This is a genomic window from Yersinia sp. SCPM-O-B-9106 (C-191) (assembly GCF_026183365.1).
Lineage (GTDB): Bacteria > Pseudomonadota > Gammaproteobacteria > Enterobacterales > Enterobacteriaceae > Yersinia > Yersinia rochesterensis.
The window spans coordinates 4,130,005-4,146,295 of record NZ_CP110791.1 but is presented as its reverse complement, the minus strand read 5'-3'; the positions used below and the strand labels follow the sequence as shown (position 1 = coordinate 4,146,295).

The window sequence follows — 16,291 nt, the reverse complement described above, 5'->3', positions numbered from 1 at the left end:
AAGAAAGGAGATGCGGTGAGTGTACTTAACTTCACGTTATTATTCATCACCGCAATAGGTCGCATCAGCCAACCAAATAGGTCGCAGTCGCGCTGGCGATATGCATTTGGTTTTCATTATGCAATTCAACTCTGGCAACAGACACCTTGTTACCACTGCGTAAAATACTGCTGCTGGCAGTAAAGTGCTCACCACGGCCAGGGCGCAAATAGTCGACGCGCAGGTCGATGGTGCCCATTTTCGCCAGCTTCATTTGCAGTTGTTCCTGAATCAGTGGTTCATGGCGAACCAGACTATTCCCAACACATACCAGACCAGCGGCAACATCTAACACTGCGGCAATAACACCGCCGTGCAATATCCGCTGCGCAATATTACCGACCAGCTTGTCATTATTATCAAAAGTAATTTCGGCGTAATCTTGCTCGAAACGAGTTAATTTTAATCCCAATTCGCGGTTAAATGGCATGTGATAAACAAAAATTTCACCAATAAGGCTACGGGCACTTTCCAGTGTTAAAGGTGTTACAGGCATTATTTTTCTCTTAAAAGATAATTTCTCATGTTATTAGTTTGTTTATTTTATGCTCCTATTTTGTTGTTTTCCAGTCGTTAAATCATAAATATAAACAACACTAATCTCAGATAACATTTGTGTGTAGAATGAGCTGTTTTCATTACAAATAGAAATAATTCGTAAAACGATGAGGGAATTATGGGTAGATTTTGGCAGGTTTTAATCGCGTTATTACTGGTGCCAACATTGGCGCAAGCAGAAGAAGCAACGGTTGAGAAAATTCATGACGCACCGACAGTGCGTGGCAGCATTATCGCGGCGATGTTGCAGGATCACGACAATCCGTTCTTACTTTATCCGTATGAAACAAACTATTTGTTATACACCTATACCAGCGATATCAATAAAGATGCGATAAGCTCTTATGATTGGGCGCAGAATGCCAATAAGGATGAAGTTAAATTCCAACTGAGTTTAGGCTTCCCTATCTGGCGCGGTATTGCCGGTGATAACTCGTTGCTGGGTGCGTCTTATACTCAACGTTCCTGGTGGCAAGCATCGAACAAAGATGAATCCTCACCCTTCCGTGAAACCAACTACGAACCGCAAGTGTTCCTGGCATGGGCCACAGATTATGAGCTGGCGGGCTGGACATTCCGTGAGGTAGAGTTTGGTTATAATCACCAATCTAACGGCAAAGCCGATCCAACCTCACGTAGCTGGGATCGCGTTTATACCCGCTTCATGGCACAACGCGGCAACTTGGAAATTGACCTGAAACCTTGGTATCGTTTGCCCGAAAATGATGCCAAAGATGACAACCCGGATATCAATAAATACATGGGTTATTACCGCCTGAAAGTGGGCTATGCTCTGGGTGAAAGTGTGTTTAGTCTGGATGGTCGCTATAACTGGAATACGGGTTACGGCGGTGCTGAAATGGGCTGGAGCTACCCGATTACCAAGCATGTTCGTTTCTATACCCAAGTGTTCAGTGGCTATGGTGAGTCAATGATTGACTATAACTTTAGGCAAACACGGGTGGGTGTGGGTATCATGTTGAATGATGTCCTTTAACGTCATCCGGCGTTAGAAAAGTTTCAGACACAGGCCGGTTCACCGGCCTGTGCAGATCTCATAGTTGGGGAATAGTGTGTCAACCGCCGCAGTGATAAATAGGGAGTTACTGGCACAGCAAGTATTGCGAGATACTTTCGGCTACCAGCAATTTCGGCCCGGACAACAAGAAATTATCAATGCCACCCTATCAGGGCAAGACTGTCTGGTAGTGATGCCAACGGGCGGTGGTAAATCTTTGTGCTATCAGATACCGGCATTGGTGACGGATGGCCTAACGTTGGTGGTCTCCCCCTTAATCTCTCTGATGAAAGACCAGGTTGACCAACTGCTGGCCTATGGTGTGGGCGCGGGGTGCTTAAACTCATCACAAACTCGTGAGCAGCAATTGGCGGTGATGGACGGGTGCCGCAGTGGTCAAATTAAACTGCTGTATATCGCACCGGAACGGCTGGTGATGGAGAGTTTTCTCGACCAACTACATCAGTGGCGTCCTGCGCTGTTGGCGGTGGATGAGGCGCACTGTATCTCTCAATGGGGCCATGATTTCCGCCCGGAATACCGTGCCCTTGGTCAGTTAAAGCAACGTTTCCCTGATTTACCGGTAATAGCGCTGACCGCGACGGCTGATGAAGCCACGCGCGGTGATATCGTGCGGCTGCTTAATCTGGAGCAGCCCTTAATTCAGGTCAGCAGTTTTGACCGCCCCAATATTCGCTACACCTTGGTAGAGAAGTTCAAACCCCTTGATCAACTGTGGCGCTTTGTTCAAGACCAGCGCGGCAAAAGTGGCATTATTTACTGCAATAGTCGGGCAAAAGTGGAAGACACCACCGCGCGCCTACAAAGCCGTGGTTTAAGTGTAGCAGCTTACCATGCGGGTTTGGATAATGAGCGCCGGGCGCATGTGCAGGAAGCTTTCCAGCGCGATGACTTGCAAGTGGTGGTCGCCACCGTGGCTTTCGGCATGGGGATTAACAAACCCAACGTCCGCTTTGTGGTGCATTTTGATATTCCGCGCACTATCGAATCTTACTATCAGGAAACTGGCCGTGCCGGGCGTGATGGTCTACCCGCCGAGGCGATGTTGCTGTATGACCCGGCCGATATGGCGTGGTTACGCCGCTGTTTGGAAGAGAAACCGGCCGGCGCACAACAAGATATTGAGCGGCATAAACTCAATGCGATGGGGGCTTTTGCCGAAGCACAAACCTGCCGCCGATTGGTGTTGCTGAACTATTTTGGTGAGGGTAAGCAGCAGCCATGCGGTAACTGCGATATTTGTTTGGATCCGCCAAAGCGCTACGATGGGCTGGCTGATGCGCAAAAAGCGCTGTCTTGTGTGTATCGGGTCGGGCAACGGTTTGGTTTGGGCTATATCGTCGAGGTGCTGCGCGGGGCAAATAATCAGCGCATTCGTGAGTTTGGTCATGACAAACTGTCGGTCTACGGCATTGGTCGCGAGCAAAGTCATGAGCACTGGGTCAGTGTGTTGCGCCAGCTAATTCACCTCGGATTACTGAGTCAAAATATCGCGATGTTCTCTGCTTTGCAGTTGACCGAAGCCGCGCGTCCGGTATTACGTGCTGAATTGCCATTACAATTGGCGGTGCCGCGTATTCAGAGTTTGAAAGTGCGCAGCAGTGCTAATCAAAAATCCTATGGCGGCAATTACGATCGCAAATTATTCGCCAAATTGCGGAAATTGCGCAAATCTATCGCCGACGAGGGTAATATTCCGCCTTATGTGGTGTTTAACGACGCAACCTTGCTGGAGATGGCGGAGCAAATGCCGATCACGGCCAGCGAGCTGTTGAGTGTCAATGGTGTCGGGCAACGTAAATTAGAGCGCTTTGGCGCGCCGTTTATGGCCATGATCCGCGACCACGTAGATAACAACGACGACTAACGGGCCGACTTTTCTGCTATGAGAACCTTATTATGCTAATGCTATTTCTGACTGTCGCGCTAGTGCATTTGGTGGCTCTGATGAGCCCCGGCCCTGATTTCTTTTTTGTCTCGCAAATCGCGGCCAGCCGCTCACGGCGCGAAGCAATGATGGGTGTGGTCGGTATTTCGCTGGGGATTGTGGTCTGGGCCGGTGTCGCCCTGATGGGGCTAAATCTCATTTTGCAGAAAATGGCGTGGTTGCATGAAATCATTATGGTCGGCGGTGGGTTATATCTGTGCTGGATGGGTTGGCAACTGCTGAAATCAGCCCGTTCCAAACAAGAGGCTTCAGAAAGTGAGGTGCAAGTTGCACTTCCTGCGCGTGGCCGAACTTTCGTGCGTGGTTTTCTGACCAATTTATCGAACCCCAAAGCGGTTATCTATTTCGGCAGCGTGTTCTCACTGTTTGTCGGCGATGACGTCAGTGCGGGCGCTCGTTGGGGCTTGTTTGTGCTGATTATCGCGGAGACCTTTGTCTGGTTCAGCATTGTAGCCTGCGTCTTTGCTTTACCGGTGATGCGCCGTGGCTATCAGCGGTTATCCAAATGGATTGATGGGCTGGCAGGGGTGTTATTCACCGGTTTTGGTATCCACCTAATATTATCCCGCTAGCGATTTCCCCGACCGGTGAATTACCCAGTTGGGGGCATCATAACGGTTTTATACTTTTCGTGCGGTGGCCAGTAACGCGCCTATCAACATGAATAAGCTACCAAATATTCTGTTCAATAATTTCATTTGCTGCGGTGATTTAATCCAACCTGCGATTCGCGTAGCAAGAGTCGCGTAACCCATCATCACGATAATATCGACTATCACACTGGTGCTGCCGAGAATCAGATATTGCGCCACCTGTGGTTGATGCGGCAGGACAAATTGTGGAAACAACGCGGCCAGAAAAACAATGCTTTTCGGGTTGGTCAGGTTGACGAACACCGCGCGTTTAAACAGCTTGCGCCGTGGCAGGCTGTTCGCTAATGCATGCAAGTCCAGCGCCCCGGCGGCGCGCCATTGTTGTATGCCAAGCCAAATTAAGTAAGCCGCTCCGAGCCATTTTAACAGCTCAAATGCCAGCAGAGATTGTGAAATCAGTGCGCCAAGGCCCACCCCGACCAGCACAATATGCACAGCCAGCCCCAATTGTAATCCGCAGATGGAGGCAATGACACCGCGCGTACCATGACTGATGGTGGTGCTCATGGTGTTGATGGCACCCGAGCCGGGGGACAAACTGAGAATAATTGTGGTCAGCAGATAAGTTAACCACCAGTCTAAGGTCATTGGCAAAACTCCCTGAATGCATAAATTTATGCCACAATACTCTATTGCTAATCATTGTGCTATGGCTCACAGAGTGCCCAGTTACTCCGGCCAAAGGATGCAATTAGCTATGATTTATAACGTTATATTATATCGGGCCGCACTATGCTGTTAGAGACACACTATTCCGTTATAGAGACACATTATGCCGTTAGATAATAGCTGGTTGAGCCGTGAAGAGCAGTTTGCTGCTTTTGTTAACGGCCCATTGTTAGATTTTTGGCAGCAGCGGGATGAAGACGAGTTTATGGGGGTCGATAATATCCCCATTCGCTATGTCCGTTTTTGCTCACCTCAACATACCCGCGTGGTGGTGGTGGTGCCTGGTCGCATTGAAAGTTACGTCAAATACCCCGAAGTAGCTTATGATCTATTCCAGCAAGGCTATGATGTTATAGTGTTGGATCATCGTGGTCAGGGGCGATCAGGGCGTATACTGGAGGATGGTAACCGCGGTCATGTGATCAAATTTGATGATTACATTGAAGATTTTGCGCAGTTGGTGCAGCGCGAAATAACCGGTAGCCATTATCAGCAGCGTTTTGCACTGGCCCATTCTATGGGGGGCGCAATTCTGACGCGCTTTTTGGCGCAGCAGCCAGAGGCATTTGATGCCGTGGCGCTTTGTGCGCCCATGTTTGGCATCCATTTGCCAATGCCGGGCTGGCTGGCTCACCGGATTGTCGACTGGGCTGAAAAGCATCAAAAACTGCGGGATTATTACGCAATCGGCACCGGGCAATGGCGGCCATTACCCTATATGGTCAATATGTTGACTCACAGCCGTGAGCGCTATCGCCGCTATTTGCGCCAATATGCGGATACGCCAGAAATCCGTGTCGGCGGGCCAACTTATCATTGGATCCGTGAAAGCATGCTGGTGGGTGAGCAAATTATCGCCCAGACAGACAAAATTACTACGCCGGTTCTGTTACTACAGGCCAGTGAGGATCGGGTAGTGCATAACCCGGCCCATAATGCATTTTCTCAGGCAATGATTCTGGCGGGGCACCCTTGCGAAGGGGGGCAGCCTAAGGTCATTCAAGGTGCACGCCATGAGATCCTGTTCGAGCGGGACACCCTGCGTGCCGAGGCGCTAAGCGCCATATTGCGTTTTTTTGCGCAACATAACTCTTCTTTGCAACATAAAACATTGTCTGCAACATAAACAATCCGTCGGCCGGTAAATCCCGACACCACCAGAGGTTAGAACATACCGCTATGTATCATGTTGTTGCTTCCGATTTAGATGGCACCCTGCTGTCACCTGACCACATATTGACGCCTTATACCAAAGAGACACTCAAGTTGCTGACGCAGCGCGATGTGCACTTTGTGTTTGCGACTGGCCGCCACCATATTGATGTGGCCCAAATCCGCGACAATCTGGATATCAGCGCCTTTATGATAACCTCCAACGGCGCGCGAGTGCATAACACCGCAGGGGAGCTGATTTTCAGTCATAACCTCGATGCTGACATTGCCCGTGATTTATACAATATTGAACATCACAATTCAGATATTCTGACCAACGTCTATTTGAATGATGAATGGTATATGAACCGCGAAAGCCCTGAACAGGAAGAGTTTTTCCGCGAGTCGGTGTTCAAATATCAAGTGTTCGAGCCGGCTTTGCTGCCGACTGACGGGGTGTGTAAGGTTTACTTCACCTGCGAAGATCACGATAAGTTATTGATTTTGGAAGAAGCCATCAATGCACGTTGGGGCGATCGGGTGAATGTCAGCTTCTCTTTCCCGACCTGTCTGGAAGTGATGGGCGGCGGGGTGTCCAAGGGCCATGCGCTTGAGCAAGTGTCTAAAATTATTGGTTATTCATTGAAAGAATGTATCGCGTTTGGCGATGGTATGAATGATCTGGAAATGCTGTCTATGTCGGGCAAGGGCTGCATCATGCGCGATGCTCATCAGCGCCTAAAAGATATGTTACCGAACCTGGAAGTGATCGGCTCAAATGCCGATGACGCAGTACCCCATTATCTGCGCAAGATGTTTTTAGGTACTGATAAGTAACTGATTCATTGCAGTAAAAAAATGGCGCACTGTAGATGAGTGCGCCATTTCTTATATTAAGTTATCTCAGATGCTAAGTTATCCCAGATAAATCACTTACTGGTGTTGTCCCTGTTTTTGCAGGAATTGCACACCCTTATCTGGGAAGTCGGTAAATACCCCGTCAACCCCGGCTTGATTGTAAATAATATCAAACAGTTGGTTTACATTAGTGGCGTATTTAGGCAGTTTGTCCGCGCGGATAGTAAACGGATGCACCATCATATTGCTGGCATGCGCTTCCTTGACCATATCCGTCAGCTTGATGTTATCTGGTGTCGAGGTTTCCACCACCAGCATATGGTAGTCTGGGCCGATGCCGTCAGCATATTGCGCGATTTTCTTCATTGCGCCTGGCTTGAACATCCAGTCATAGCTGTAATTAACCCACTCACCATTAGGTTTCTGTTCGTAGGTTTCTTTCCAGTCAGTGTAAGCCACCAGTTGAACCAGTTTCAGGTCCATGCCCATCTTGGGTTCCAGCTCATTTTTGATACGTTTTAATTCATTGGCATCAAAGCATTGCAGATAGACTTTATCGGCTTTGGTGGTGTAACCGTACTGTTTTAACACTTCCAACACTTTGGTAGAAATGTCCTTACCTTCTTGCTTATGGAACCATGGCGCTTTGATTTCAGGGTAGATACCGATATTTTTACCGGTCGAATGATTCAGCCCCTGAACAAATTCAATCTCTTCCTGGAAAGTGTGCACACGGAAATCAGACTTGCCCATTGGGAAGCGGCCCGGATAGCTCTGCACTTTCTTACCATCTTTACCAATATCAAAGCCTTCGGTAAATTTCAGTGACTTGATTTCTGGTAGCGTAAAGTCAATAGCGTAATAACGACCATCTTTACGGGCGCGGTCAGGGAAGCGATCGGCGACATCTGTTACCCGGTCAAGATAATGGTCATGGAGAACTACTAACTCATTATCTTTGGTCATCACCAAATCTTGCTCAAGATAATCAGCGCCCTGTGCGTAGGCCATAGCTTTGGCGGGCAGTGAGTGCTCCGGCAAGTAGCCACTGGCACCGCGGTGCGCGATGACAACTTTATCTGCTGATTTATCTTGGGCTAAGGGTTCCGCTGCCTGTGCCATGCCGACGACTGAGGATGCCAGAATCATACTGGCTATCAGTGATTTGATGTGGTTTTGCATTGATATTATTCCTTTTATCAATTTCAGGGTATGAAAAAGGCTGTGTCGCTATTCATCCATATAGATAACGGCACAGCCTGTAAGCTACTTGATCATTTGGATATTATTTTTTATCCAGCTCGGCCTGTCTGGCTAGCTCAGCGTGATGTTTTTTCTCACTGAACATGACGACGATCAATAACAGAACAGCGATAATGCTGCCGCCAATCATGACCATAAAGCCGCCGTCCCAACCGAAGTAGTCAACGGTGTAACCAACAATGGCGCTGGCCGCAACCGAGCCACCCAGATAACCGAATAAACCGGTAAAGCCTGCGGCAGTACCCGCTGCTTTTTTCGGCGCTAATTCAAGGGCATGCAAGCCAATTAACATCACCGGGCCGTAAATCAGGAAGCCGATAGTGATCATACAGGCCATATCGATACCTGGGTTACCGACCGGGTTCAGCCAGTAAATAATGGTCGCGATGGTCACCAATGTCATAAAGAACACGCCGGTGGCACCACGGTTACCTTTAAATACTTTGTCGGACATCCAACCACACAACAGCGTCCCTGGAATACCAGCGTATTCATACAGGAAATAAGCCCATGAGGATTTATCCAGCGCGAAGTGTTTGACTTCTTTCAGGTAAGTTGGTGACCAGTCGAGGATGCCGTAACGCAGCAAATAAACAAAAACGTTAGCAATCGCGATATACCACAACAGTTTGTTGGGCAAGATGTATTGCATAAAGATTTGTTTCGCGGTCAGCTCTTCTTCCGCTTCTTGACTATAGTCATCCGGATAGTCGTTTTTGTATTCTTCAATCGGAGGTAAGCCAACAGATTGAGGAGTATCACGCATTAGGCCGAAGACAATCAATGCCACCAAAATGGCACCGAAAGCGGGCATATAGAGCGCAGCTTTCCAGTCGTTAAACCATGCCATACCCAGCAAGAACAGCAATGGCGGCAAGCCACCACCGACGTTATGGGCGCAGTTCCAGACAGAAACGATACTGCCGCGTTCTTTCTTCGACCACCAGTGCACCATGGTACGGCCACATGGCGGCCAACCCATTCCCTGGAACCAGCCGCATAAGAACAGCAGCACAAACATCACGGCGATACTGGATGTTGCCCAAGGGACGAAACCCATAAACAGCATCACGGCTGCGGAGAGAATCAAACCGGCAGAGAGGAATACTCGTGGATTCGAACGGTCAGACACCGAACCCATGATGAATTTTGAGAAGCCATAAGCAATAGAAATACCGGATAGTGCGAAGCCCAGATCCCCACGAGAGAAACCTTGTTCGATCAAATACGGCATGGCCAGAGTAAAGTTTTTACGCACCAGATAGTAGGCCGCGTAACCGAAGAAGATGCCCATGAAGATTTGCCAGCGTAAACGGCGGTAAGTGGGATCAACCTGGTCTGCGGGAAGCCTGGCCACATGTGGCGCGGGCTTAAAAATACTCAACATGAGTGCCTCCGATGGTTTTTTTGTAATTTTTGACTCCGGTATAGCCTGGTATCTACCCGGTGGTAAGCGCTGCCGATGATTAAACGGCAAAGCAACTGTCGTTTATGTTCCATAACGAGCGTCATACTAGATAAGATTGCGAAACTTATCTGTGAGTGATGGCGCATTTGTTACAGTTATATGAAAGCGGCGGCAATTCTGAGCGATTGGTTAACATTTTGAAACCGCTAATGACAAATTACCTGTGACTTTGATCACAATCATGGTTTTTATGCGCCATATTGTTTTCGTTTTTGGTTCGTTTTTGTTCCTTATCAAACAATATCCATAAAGACTGTGGCTCAATAGACTCATAATTAGCCGTCAGGCGGCTGTCTGATAATATGGGGTCTTTCATGACGAACAGTTCTCCTTACACAGAAACGGATGTCATCATCATTGGTGGTGGCGCGACGGGTGCTGGAATAGCTCGAGACTGTGCTCGGCGGGGTTTGGCCTGTACTCTGCTCGAGCGGCATGACATTGCCACCGGCGCGACAGGCCGTAACCATGGCTTATTACACAGTGGTGCGCGTTATGCTGTGACTGACGGCGAATCCGCGCGTGAATGTATTGAAGAAAACCGGATTCTCAAACGCATTGCCCGCCATTGTATTGAGCAAACCGATGGTTTGTTTATCACCTTGCCGGAAGACTCCCTGGAATATCAGGCGCAATTTATTGCGCGCTGTCAGGAGGCGGGGATCGACGCCGAAGCCATTGATCCAAAACAAGCATTGCGGCTCGAACCTGCTGCTAACCCCGCGCTAATTGCTGCCGTCCGCGTGCCCGATGGCACTGTTGACCCCTTCCGCCTCACCGCCGCCAATATGTTGGATGCCCGTGAGCACGGGGCCAATGTACTCACTTATCATCAAGTTATCGGATTATTACGTCAGGGTGACCGGGTGAGCGGCGTGCGCGTTTTCGACAGTAAAAATCAGCGTCAATATGATATCCATGCGCAAATCGTGGTCAATGCCGCGGGGATCTGGGGTCAGCACATTGCTGAATATGCTGATCTTCGTATCCGCATGTTTCCTGCCAAAGGCGCGCTGTTGATCCTCGGTCATCGGATCAACAACATGGTGATCAACCGCTGCCGTAAACCGGCTGATGCCGACATTTTGGTGCCAGGCGATACTATTTCACTGATTGGTACCACCTCCACCCATATTGAATATGATCAGATAGACAATATGGTAGTAACGGCACAAGAGGTGGATACCTTAATTCGCGAAGGCTCAAAATTATCACCGCAATTGGCGCAAACGCGCATTTTACGCGCTTATGCCGGAGTCAGGCCGCTGGTCGCTAGTGATGATGATCCTTCAGGGCGTAATGTCAGCCGTGGCATCGTCTTGCTCGACCACGCCAGCCGTGATGGGTTGGAGGGCTTTATCACCATCACTGGCGGCAAGTTGATGACTTACCGGCTGATGGCGGAGTGGGCAACAGATAAAGTCTGTGAAAAGCTCGGTGTAACAGCGGCTTGCACCACGGCCCAAGAGCCACTTCCCGGTTCACAGCAATCAGCAGAACAAACGCTCAGCAAAGTGATTTCTTTGCCCGCCAGTATTCGCGGCTCAGCCGTTTATCGTCATGGCGACCGCGCGACCCAGTTATTAGCCGGAAACCGTCTGGACAACAGTTTAGTGTGTGAATGCGAGGCGGTCACCGCCGGTGAAGTGCGCTATGCCATTGAATCTTTGTCAGTTAATAACCTATTGGATTTACGCCGCCGCACTCGCGTTGGCATGGGGACGTGCCAGGGAGAGCTTTGCGCTTGCCGGGCGGCGGGCTTACTCAGCCGTTTTAAAGTGACGACACCGCAACAATCCCGTGAACAACTTGGCCAGTTTTTGAATGAGCGTTGGAAAGGGGTGCGCCCAATAGCTTGGGGCGACGCTTTGCGGGAAAGTGAGTTTACCCATTGGGTTTATCAAGGGCTATGTGGTCTGGATGATAGCCCGAGTGCGGCCAATGAGCAGGAGAAACGCGATGAAATTTGATGTGATTATCATCGGCGGCGGGTTAGCTGGGCTGGCTTGCGGTATCCGCCTCGCCGAGCAAGGCAAATATTGCGCGATTGTCAGCGCCGGTCAAAATGCACTGCATTTTTCCTCCGGTTCTTTGGATCTCTTGGCGAAATTGCCCAATGGGCAGGCGGTCAGCCAGCCACTCTCTGCGCTTGAAACCTTAGCGGAGCTAGCGCCTGAGCATCCTTATAGCAAAATGGGGCAAACAGGGTCGGTGGGCGAGCTCGCGTATCAAGCTGAATCCCTGTTAAGCCGCTGCGGGCTGGATTTGGTCGGCAGCGCGGCTGAAAATCACTTGCGTCTGACCCCGCTGGGCAGCTGTCGGCCCACGTGGTTGAGTTCGTCGGATATCCCCGTCGCACCATTAAAAGGCCCGCTACCCTGGCAAAAAGTGGCGGTGATTGGCATTGAAGGATTCCTCGATTTTCAGCCACAGATGGTGGCCAGTGCTTTGCAGGAGCAGGGCGTTGAAGCAACAGCAGATTATCTGCATTTACCGGCGCTCGACCGTTTACGCGATAACCCCAGTGAATTCCGTGCGGTGAATATTGCGCGGGTGCTGGATTTGCCCGAAAACCGGCAACCGCTGGCCGATGAACTGGCGCGATTATCATCAACAGCGGAAATGATTTTACTGCCAGCCTGCATTGGGCTGGATGAATCAGCACCCTTAGAGGCGCTGCGCGCGGCGGTGGGCAAACCGATTCAATTGTTGCCAACATTGCCGCCGTCATTGCTCGGCATGCGCTTACATCAAGCCTTGCGTCGTCGTTTCCAGCAATTAGGCGGCATTGTTATGCCGGGTGATGCGGTATTGCGCGCCGAACTGGTCGGAAACCGAATTACCGGGTTGTATAGCCGCAATCATGGCGATATTCCGTTGCGGGCGGCTCAGATGGTGCTGGCGAGTGGCAGTTTCTTCAGTAATGGGCTGGTGGCGACTTTTGAGCATATCTATGAACCCATACTGGATTTGGATATTTTATCACTGCCAAACCGCGCAGATTGGAGCCACAGCAATATGTTTGCGCCGCAACCTTATTTGCAATTTGGCGTGAACACCGATAACCGGTTACGGGCGCTGCGTGGCGGTGTCGCACTGGATAACTTGCATGTTATTGGCGCTGTTCTCGGCGGCTATGACCCGCTGCAACAGGGGTGTGGTGCAGGGGTTTCATTGACCAGTGCATTGTTCGTGGCAGAGCAGATTGTCAGCGCTATGGGGGTGACATTATGACAGCGTTACCGCAGCACAAAAGCGCTCAGGATGAGCCTCTCTCTCAGAATCAACATTTGGCACGGGATAACAGCTTTGAAAGTTGTATCAAATGTACGGTTTGCACCACATATTGCCCGGTAGCGAAAGTTAACCCGCTTTATCCGGGGCCAAAACAGGCTGGCCCAGATGGTGAGCGCCTGCGTTTGAAAGATCCGGCGCTGTATGACGATGCATTGAAATACTGTACTAACTGTAAACGCTGTGAAGTGGCTTGCCCGTCAGATGTCAAAATCGGCGACATTATCCAGCGCGCTAAAGCCAGTTACAGCAGCAATAAGCCCAAACTGCGTGATGCTATCCTCAGCCACACCGATCTCATGGGCACTCTCTCGACGCCATTTGCTCCAGTCATCAATGCGGTCACGGGGTTAAAACCGGTGCGGGTTTTACTGGATAAAGCGCTGAAAATTGACCACCGGCGCGAGTTGCCAAAATATTCGTTTGGCACTTTCCGCCGCTGGTATCGCAAACAAGCTGAGAAACAGCAGCAATATACGGAACAGGTGGCGTTCTTCCACGGCTGCTTTGTCAACTATAACCATCCGCAGTTGGGCAAGGATTTAGTCAGTGTATTCAATGCGATGAACATTGGCGTTCAATTGCTTAAACGCGAAAAATGCTGTGGTGTGCCGCTGATTGCGAATGGGTTTATTGAACAGGCGAAAAAACAGGCGCGGGTGAATTTGGAATCCCTCACTGACGCGGTAATTACTCGAGATATTCCGGTGGTTGCCACCTCCTCAAGCTGTACTTTTACCCTGCGCGATGAGTATCCGCATTTACTGGATGTCGATACCGCGCCGGTGCGCGACAGAGTGGAACTGGCGACTCGCTATCTCTACCGTTTATTAGAAAAAGGGCGGGAATTGCCGCTCAAGCCGCTGTATTCAGAGGAAAAGAGTTCGGCCCAAAACAAACCGCTGCGCATTGCTTATCACACCCCCTGTCATATGGAGAAAATGGGCTGGACGGCTTATACCTTGGCGCTACTTCAACGCATCCCAGGTATTGAGCTGGTGGTGTTAGATTCTCAATGCTGCGGGATTGCTGGGACATATGGTTTTAAATCAGAGAACTACGCGACATCCCAAGGGATCGGGGCATCATTATTCCAACAGATTGAAGACAGTGGCGTTGATTTAGTGATTACCGACTGCGAAACCTGCAAATGGCAGATTGAGATGTCGACCAGCAAGAAATGCGAACACCCTATTACCTTACTGGCACGAGCACTGGCGTGATAGTCAAAGACAGAGCGCGGGTTTACCCGCGCTCTTAGGCTGATGACAAAGTGGCTTATCGCTTACTGAGTGAAGGGTTGACCGCACCTCGGGGCACTCCGACGGCTTACGCCGTTACGACCCCAACGGCGCGTTTCCCCTTCATTTGGCTTTATCCGCGCTATATTGGGAAGATTATCCCAGATTTATGGCAGTGATAATGGGCTTAGCTTCAAGGTGCTAATAATGGATTCAGCTTCAGTTTGCGCTTGCTGTTGATTATCGGCCGGTAGCGTAATTTGTAATGTCATCAATCGGTTATCGACTTTACCCATCAATACGGACGAATAGGCTTTCTGCCCACCACTAGTAATAATGCTGTCCAATTGCTGGAAAGGATGCCCGTCTACCTTAATGGCTTTGTTCGTCACAACCTGTAGGTTGGCATCACGAGCGCGTTGCTGTTCAGCCAGACGCTCAGTCAGAACATCCAAAGCTTCATTGGTATTATCACCTAAAATCACGATAACCGCTTTATCGCCAGTTTTGTTGGCGTAAACGTGCATGTTATTGGTTTGGTTGCCCATTTTTCCGCTTTGGTCAGACAAATCTGCCGGCAAAACAAACGCTACTTTGCCATCTAACAAGCTGACGGGCTGGCCCACATTGTTATCGCTGCCGCCATCGCAAGCACTTAATCCCACGACCAGCAGGCCAACAGCAAGAAACTTGGTTATTTTATGCATGGTAATCCCTTATCGATGATTAATATCCCCTCTGATTTGAGATGGCAGAGGGAACAGCAACGCCAACCACTTTGGGTATGCGACCTTATCGCACCTTATTCAGACGCTAAAAGCAATCTATTATTAAGCAATCTATTATTCATGAATCTATGGGTTAGAAATCCATGGGTTAGAAATCTATTGTTCAGCGGGGCTGACCCGAGTTAGCGTTTGCTGTTCAGTCTGCCGGGCAAAATACTTCAGTAACACATTGAGCATCACGCCATAGGCAGGCAAGAAAAACAACATGCAGATCAGTAGCTTGAAGCTATAATCCACCAAGGCGATTTCCACCCAATTTGCCGCCATAAAAGGATCGGAACTGCGGTAGAACGCAATAAAGAAGAAAGCCATGGTATCGCTGATATTGCCAAAGAACATGGCAGCAGTGGGGGCAACCCACCATGCGCTGCGCTGGCGAAGGCGGTTAAAGACTTGAACATCAAGAATTTGACCCAGCACATATGCCATAAAGCTCGCCACCGCGATACGGGCGACTACCAGATTAAAACTGGTTAATGCCGGGAACCCTTGCCAGCTTCCCTGATAAAACAGGGCGGAAATCAGATAAGAGATAAGTAAGGCTGGCAGCATGACGGACAAAATAATCCGGCGCGCCAAAGGAGCACCAAAAATCCGTACAGTCAGATCAGTGGCTAAGAAGATAAATGGAAAGGTAAAAGCTCCCCAAGTGGTGTGAAAACCGAAGATAGCGATCGGTAATTGCACCAGATAGTTACTGGAGGTAATGATGACTATATGGAATAGCGCCAGCCATACCAAAGCGGTCATCCGCTGTTGGGCAGTAAACGAAAACATAAATGTGACCTTTTTGGTTATTGGGGTGAGGGAACCCAAACATAATGTGCCGCAATTTCTGCGACGCGCCGCATAATACGCGTTTGCGCAACGAATGCAATGCTTAGTTTTAGCGCAATCGCGGGCCTTTCTATGAAAGTTATTGTGCCCTTGCACCCAACAACCGGCGGAGTAAACTATTAGGCTTTATAAGTTCGCCCGCTTTGTAAGTTCGCTTACACTTTATATTATTAGTAACCTGCTTATTGACACACAAGAGAACTGCAATGACCGATATTTTTGCCGATCCGGACAAAACACTTGATGCACTAGGATTACGCTGCCCAGAGCCGGTGATGATGGTGCGTAAAACCGTCCGGCATATGGAGGACGGCCAAACTCTGCTGATTATTGCTGATGATCCGGCCACGACCCGTGATATCCCCGGTTTTTGCCGCTTTATGGATCACCAGTTACTGGCACAAGATACCCAACAGACACCTTATCGCTATTTGGTCAAGAAAGGGGCAAAAGCGGAATAACGTGGGCTTTTACCCCAGTGTTC

At 49.6% G+C, this 16,291-nt stretch carries 16 protein-coding genes; 9 read left to right on the top strand and 7 right to left on the bottom strand.

Annotation, left to right across the window (positions count from 1 at the left end; translation table 11 throughout):
• Positions 1-64: 64 nt before the first annotated feature.
• Positions 65-535, bottom strand: coding sequence for a thioesterase family protein (locus OP863_RS18710; RefSeq protein WP_038638214.1), 471 nt, complete (start codon positions 533-535; stop codon positions 65-67).
• Between the two features lie 180 nt (positions 536-715).
• Here OP863_RS18710 and pldA point away from each other — a divergent pair, with 180 nt between their 5' ends.
• The 3 genes from pldA (at position 716) to rhtC (ending at position 4,156) form a co-directional block, all read left to right on the top strand.
• Positions 716-1,594 carry a phospholipase A gene (gene pldA / locus OP863_RS18705; protein ID WP_038638216.1) on the top strand — a complete coding sequence of 293 codons (879 nt, stop codon included), beginning with the start codon at positions 716-718 and terminating at the stop codon, positions 1,592-1,594.
• Positions 1,595-1,670: 76 nt separating this feature from the next.
• Positions 1,671-3,503 (top strand): ATP-dependent DNA helicase RecQ, encoded by a 1,833-nt coding sequence (gene recQ, locus OP863_RS18700; RefSeq protein WP_145589506.1) that lies wholly within the window; start codon positions 1,671-1,673, stop codon positions 3,501-3,503.
• A 32-nt stretch (positions 3,504-3,535) separates the two neighbouring features.
• Positions 3,536-4,156, top strand: coding sequence for a threonine export protein RhtC (gene rhtC / locus OP863_RS18695; protein WP_265525701.1), 621 nt, complete (start codon positions 3,536-3,538; stop codon positions 4,154-4,156).
• A gap of 48 nt (positions 4,157-4,204) precedes the next feature.
• Here rhtC and rhtB read toward each other — a convergent pair whose 3' ends face one another.
• A complete protein-coding gene (gene rhtB, locus OP863_RS18690) occupies positions 4,205-4,825 on the bottom strand; it encodes a homoserine/homoserine lactone efflux protein (protein WP_038638223.1) in 621 nt (206 codons plus the stop codon).
• Between the two features lie 184 nt (positions 4,826-5,009).
• Here rhtB and pldB point away from each other — a divergent pair, with 184 nt between their 5' ends.
• Positions 5,010-6,032 (top strand): lysophospholipase L2, encoded by a 1,023-nt coding sequence (pldB, locus tag OP863_RS18685; RefSeq protein WP_265525700.1) that lies wholly within the window; start codon positions 5,010-5,012, stop codon positions 6,030-6,032.
• Between the two features lie 53 nt (positions 6,033-6,085).
• Positions 6,086-6,895 (top strand): sugar/pyridoxal phosphate phosphatase YigL, encoded by an 810-nt coding sequence (gene yigL, locus OP863_RS18680; protein ID WP_038638227.1) that lies wholly within the window; start codon positions 6,086-6,088, stop codon positions 6,893-6,895.
• 96 nt (positions 6,896-6,991) lie between these two features.
• On the opposite strand, the gene glpQ is transcribed toward yigL, so the two are convergent.
• From glpQ to OP863_RS18665, 3 genes are all read right to left on the bottom strand, one after another.
• Positions 6,992-8,098 (bottom strand): glycerophosphodiester phosphodiesterase, encoded by a 1,107-nt coding sequence (glpQ, locus tag OP863_RS18675; RefSeq protein WP_145589509.1) that lies wholly within the window; start codon positions 8,096-8,098, stop codon positions 6,992-6,994.
• A 103-nt stretch (positions 8,099-8,201) separates the two neighbouring features.
• The gene (gene glpT, locus OP863_RS18670; protein WP_145589510.1) at positions 8,202-9,566 is read right to left on the bottom strand and encodes a glycerol-3-phosphate transporter; all 1,365 of its coding nucleotides are present in this window, start codon (positions 9,564-9,566) and stop codon (positions 8,202-8,204) included.
• Positions 9,567-9,804: 238 nt separating this feature from the next.
• Positions 9,805-9,963, bottom strand: coding sequence for a hypothetical protein (locus OP863_RS18665; protein WP_167335301.1), 159 nt, complete (start codon positions 9,961-9,963; stop codon positions 9,805-9,807).
• Here OP863_RS18665 and glpA point away from each other — a divergent pair.
• Genes glpA through glpC form a run of 3 tightly spaced genes read left to right on the top strand, consistent with a single transcriptional unit; the run spans position 9,962 to position 14,164 of the window.
• Complete coding sequence (gene glpA, locus OP863_RS18660) at positions 9,962-11,617, top strand: anaerobic glycerol-3-phosphate dehydrogenase subunit A (RefSeq protein WP_145585739.1); 1,656 nt, start codon at positions 9,962-9,964, stop codon at positions 11,615-11,617. The two genes, OP863_RS18665 and glpA, sit on opposite strands and share 2 nt — an antisense overlap.
• Complete coding sequence (glpB, locus tag OP863_RS18655; protein ID WP_145589511.1) at positions 11,607-12,881, top strand: glycerol-3-phosphate dehydrogenase subunit GlpB; 1,275 nt, start codon at positions 11,607-11,609, stop codon at positions 12,879-12,881. The genes glpA and glpB overlap by 11 nt, the downstream gene beginning before the upstream one ends.
• On the top strand, positions 12,878-14,164 hold the full coding sequence (gene glpC / locus OP863_RS18650; protein WP_145589512.1) for an anaerobic glycerol-3-phosphate dehydrogenase subunit GlpC: 1,287 nt from the start codon (positions 12,878-12,880) through the stop codon (positions 14,162-14,164). The genes glpB and glpC overlap by 4 nt, the downstream gene beginning before the upstream one ends.
• A 185-nt stretch (positions 14,165-14,349) precedes the next feature.
• Here glpC and OP863_RS18645 read toward each other — a convergent pair whose 3' ends face one another.
• Positions 14,350-14,889 carry a DcrB family lipoprotein gene (locus OP863_RS18645; RefSeq protein WP_038638245.1) on the bottom strand — a complete coding sequence of 180 codons (540 nt, stop codon included), beginning with the start codon at positions 14,887-14,889 and terminating at the stop codon, positions 14,350-14,352.
• Positions 14,890-15,066: 177 nt separating this feature from the next.
• On the bottom strand, positions 15,067-15,747 hold the full coding sequence (locus OP863_RS18640; RefSeq protein WP_038638253.1) for a 7-cyano-7-deazaguanine/7-aminomethyl-7-deazaguanine transporter: 681 nt from the start codon (positions 15,745-15,747) through the stop codon (positions 15,067-15,069).
• A gap of 266 nt (positions 15,748-16,013) precedes the next feature.
• Between OP863_RS18640 and tusA the strand changes: the two genes are divergently transcribed.
• A complete protein-coding gene (tusA, locus tag OP863_RS18635) occupies positions 16,014-16,268 on the top strand; it encodes a sulfurtransferase TusA (RefSeq protein WP_038638256.1) in 255 nt (84 codons plus the stop codon).
• Positions 16,269-16,291 lie beyond the last annotated feature (23 nt).

What these genes read in the sequence shown, in the direction of transcription:
- tusA (WP_038638256.1), top strand. Translation starts at nt 16,014, where the DNA reads ATGACCGATATTTTTGCCGATCCGGACAAAACACTTGATGCACTAGGA.
- glpT (WP_145589510.1), bottom strand. Translation starts at nt 9,566, where the DNA reads ATGTTGAGTATTTTTAAGCCCGCGCCACATGTGGCCAGGCTTCCCGCA.
- glpA (WP_145585739.1), top strand. Translation starts at nt 9,962, where the DNA reads ATGACGAACAGTTCTCCTTACACAGAAACGGATGTCATCATCATTGGT.
- rhtC (WP_265525701.1), top strand. Translation starts at nt 3,536, where the DNA reads ATGCTAATGCTATTTCTGACTGTCGCGCTAGTGCATTTGGTGGCTCTG.
- OP863_RS18710 (WP_038638214.1), bottom strand. Translation starts at nt 535, where the DNA reads ATGCCTGTAACACCTTTAACACTGGAAAGTGCCCGTAGCCTTATTGGT.
- OP863_RS18645 (WP_038638245.1), bottom strand. Translation starts at nt 14,889, where the DNA reads ATGCATAAAATAACCAAGTTTCTTGCTGTTGGCCTGCTGGTCGTGGGA.
- glpB (WP_145589511.1), top strand. Translation starts at nt 11,607, where the DNA reads ATGAAATTTGATGTGATTATCATCGGCGGCGGGTTAGCTGGGCTGGCT.
- rhtB (WP_038638223.1), bottom strand. Translation starts at nt 4,825, where the DNA reads ATGACCTTAGACTGGTGGTTAACTTATCTGCTGACCACAATTATTCTC.
- glpC (WP_145589512.1), top strand. Translation starts at nt 12,878, where the DNA reads ATGACAGCGTTACCGCAGCACAAAAGCGCTCAGGATGAGCCTCTCTCT.
- OP863_RS18640 (WP_038638253.1), bottom strand. Translation starts at nt 15,747, where the DNA reads ATGTTTTCGTTTACTGCCCAACAGCGGATGACCGCTTTGGTATGGCTG.
- yigL (WP_038638227.1), top strand. Translation starts at nt 6,086, where the DNA reads ATGTATCATGTTGTTGCTTCCGATTTAGATGGCACCCTGCTGTCACCT.
- pldA (WP_038638216.1), top strand. Translation starts at nt 716, where the DNA reads ATGGGTAGATTTTGGCAGGTTTTAATCGCGTTATTACTGGTGCCAACA.
- pldB (WP_265525700.1), top strand. Translation starts at nt 5,010, where the DNA reads ATGCCGTTAGATAATAGCTGGTTGAGCCGTGAAGAGCAGTTTGCTGCT.
- OP863_RS18665 (WP_167335301.1), bottom strand. Translation starts at nt 9,963, where the DNA reads ATGAAAGACCCCATATTATCAGACAGCCGCCTGACGGCTAATTATGAG.
- glpQ (WP_145589509.1), bottom strand. Translation starts at nt 8,098, where the DNA reads ATGCAAAACCACATCAAATCACTGATAGCCAGTATGATTCTGGCATCC.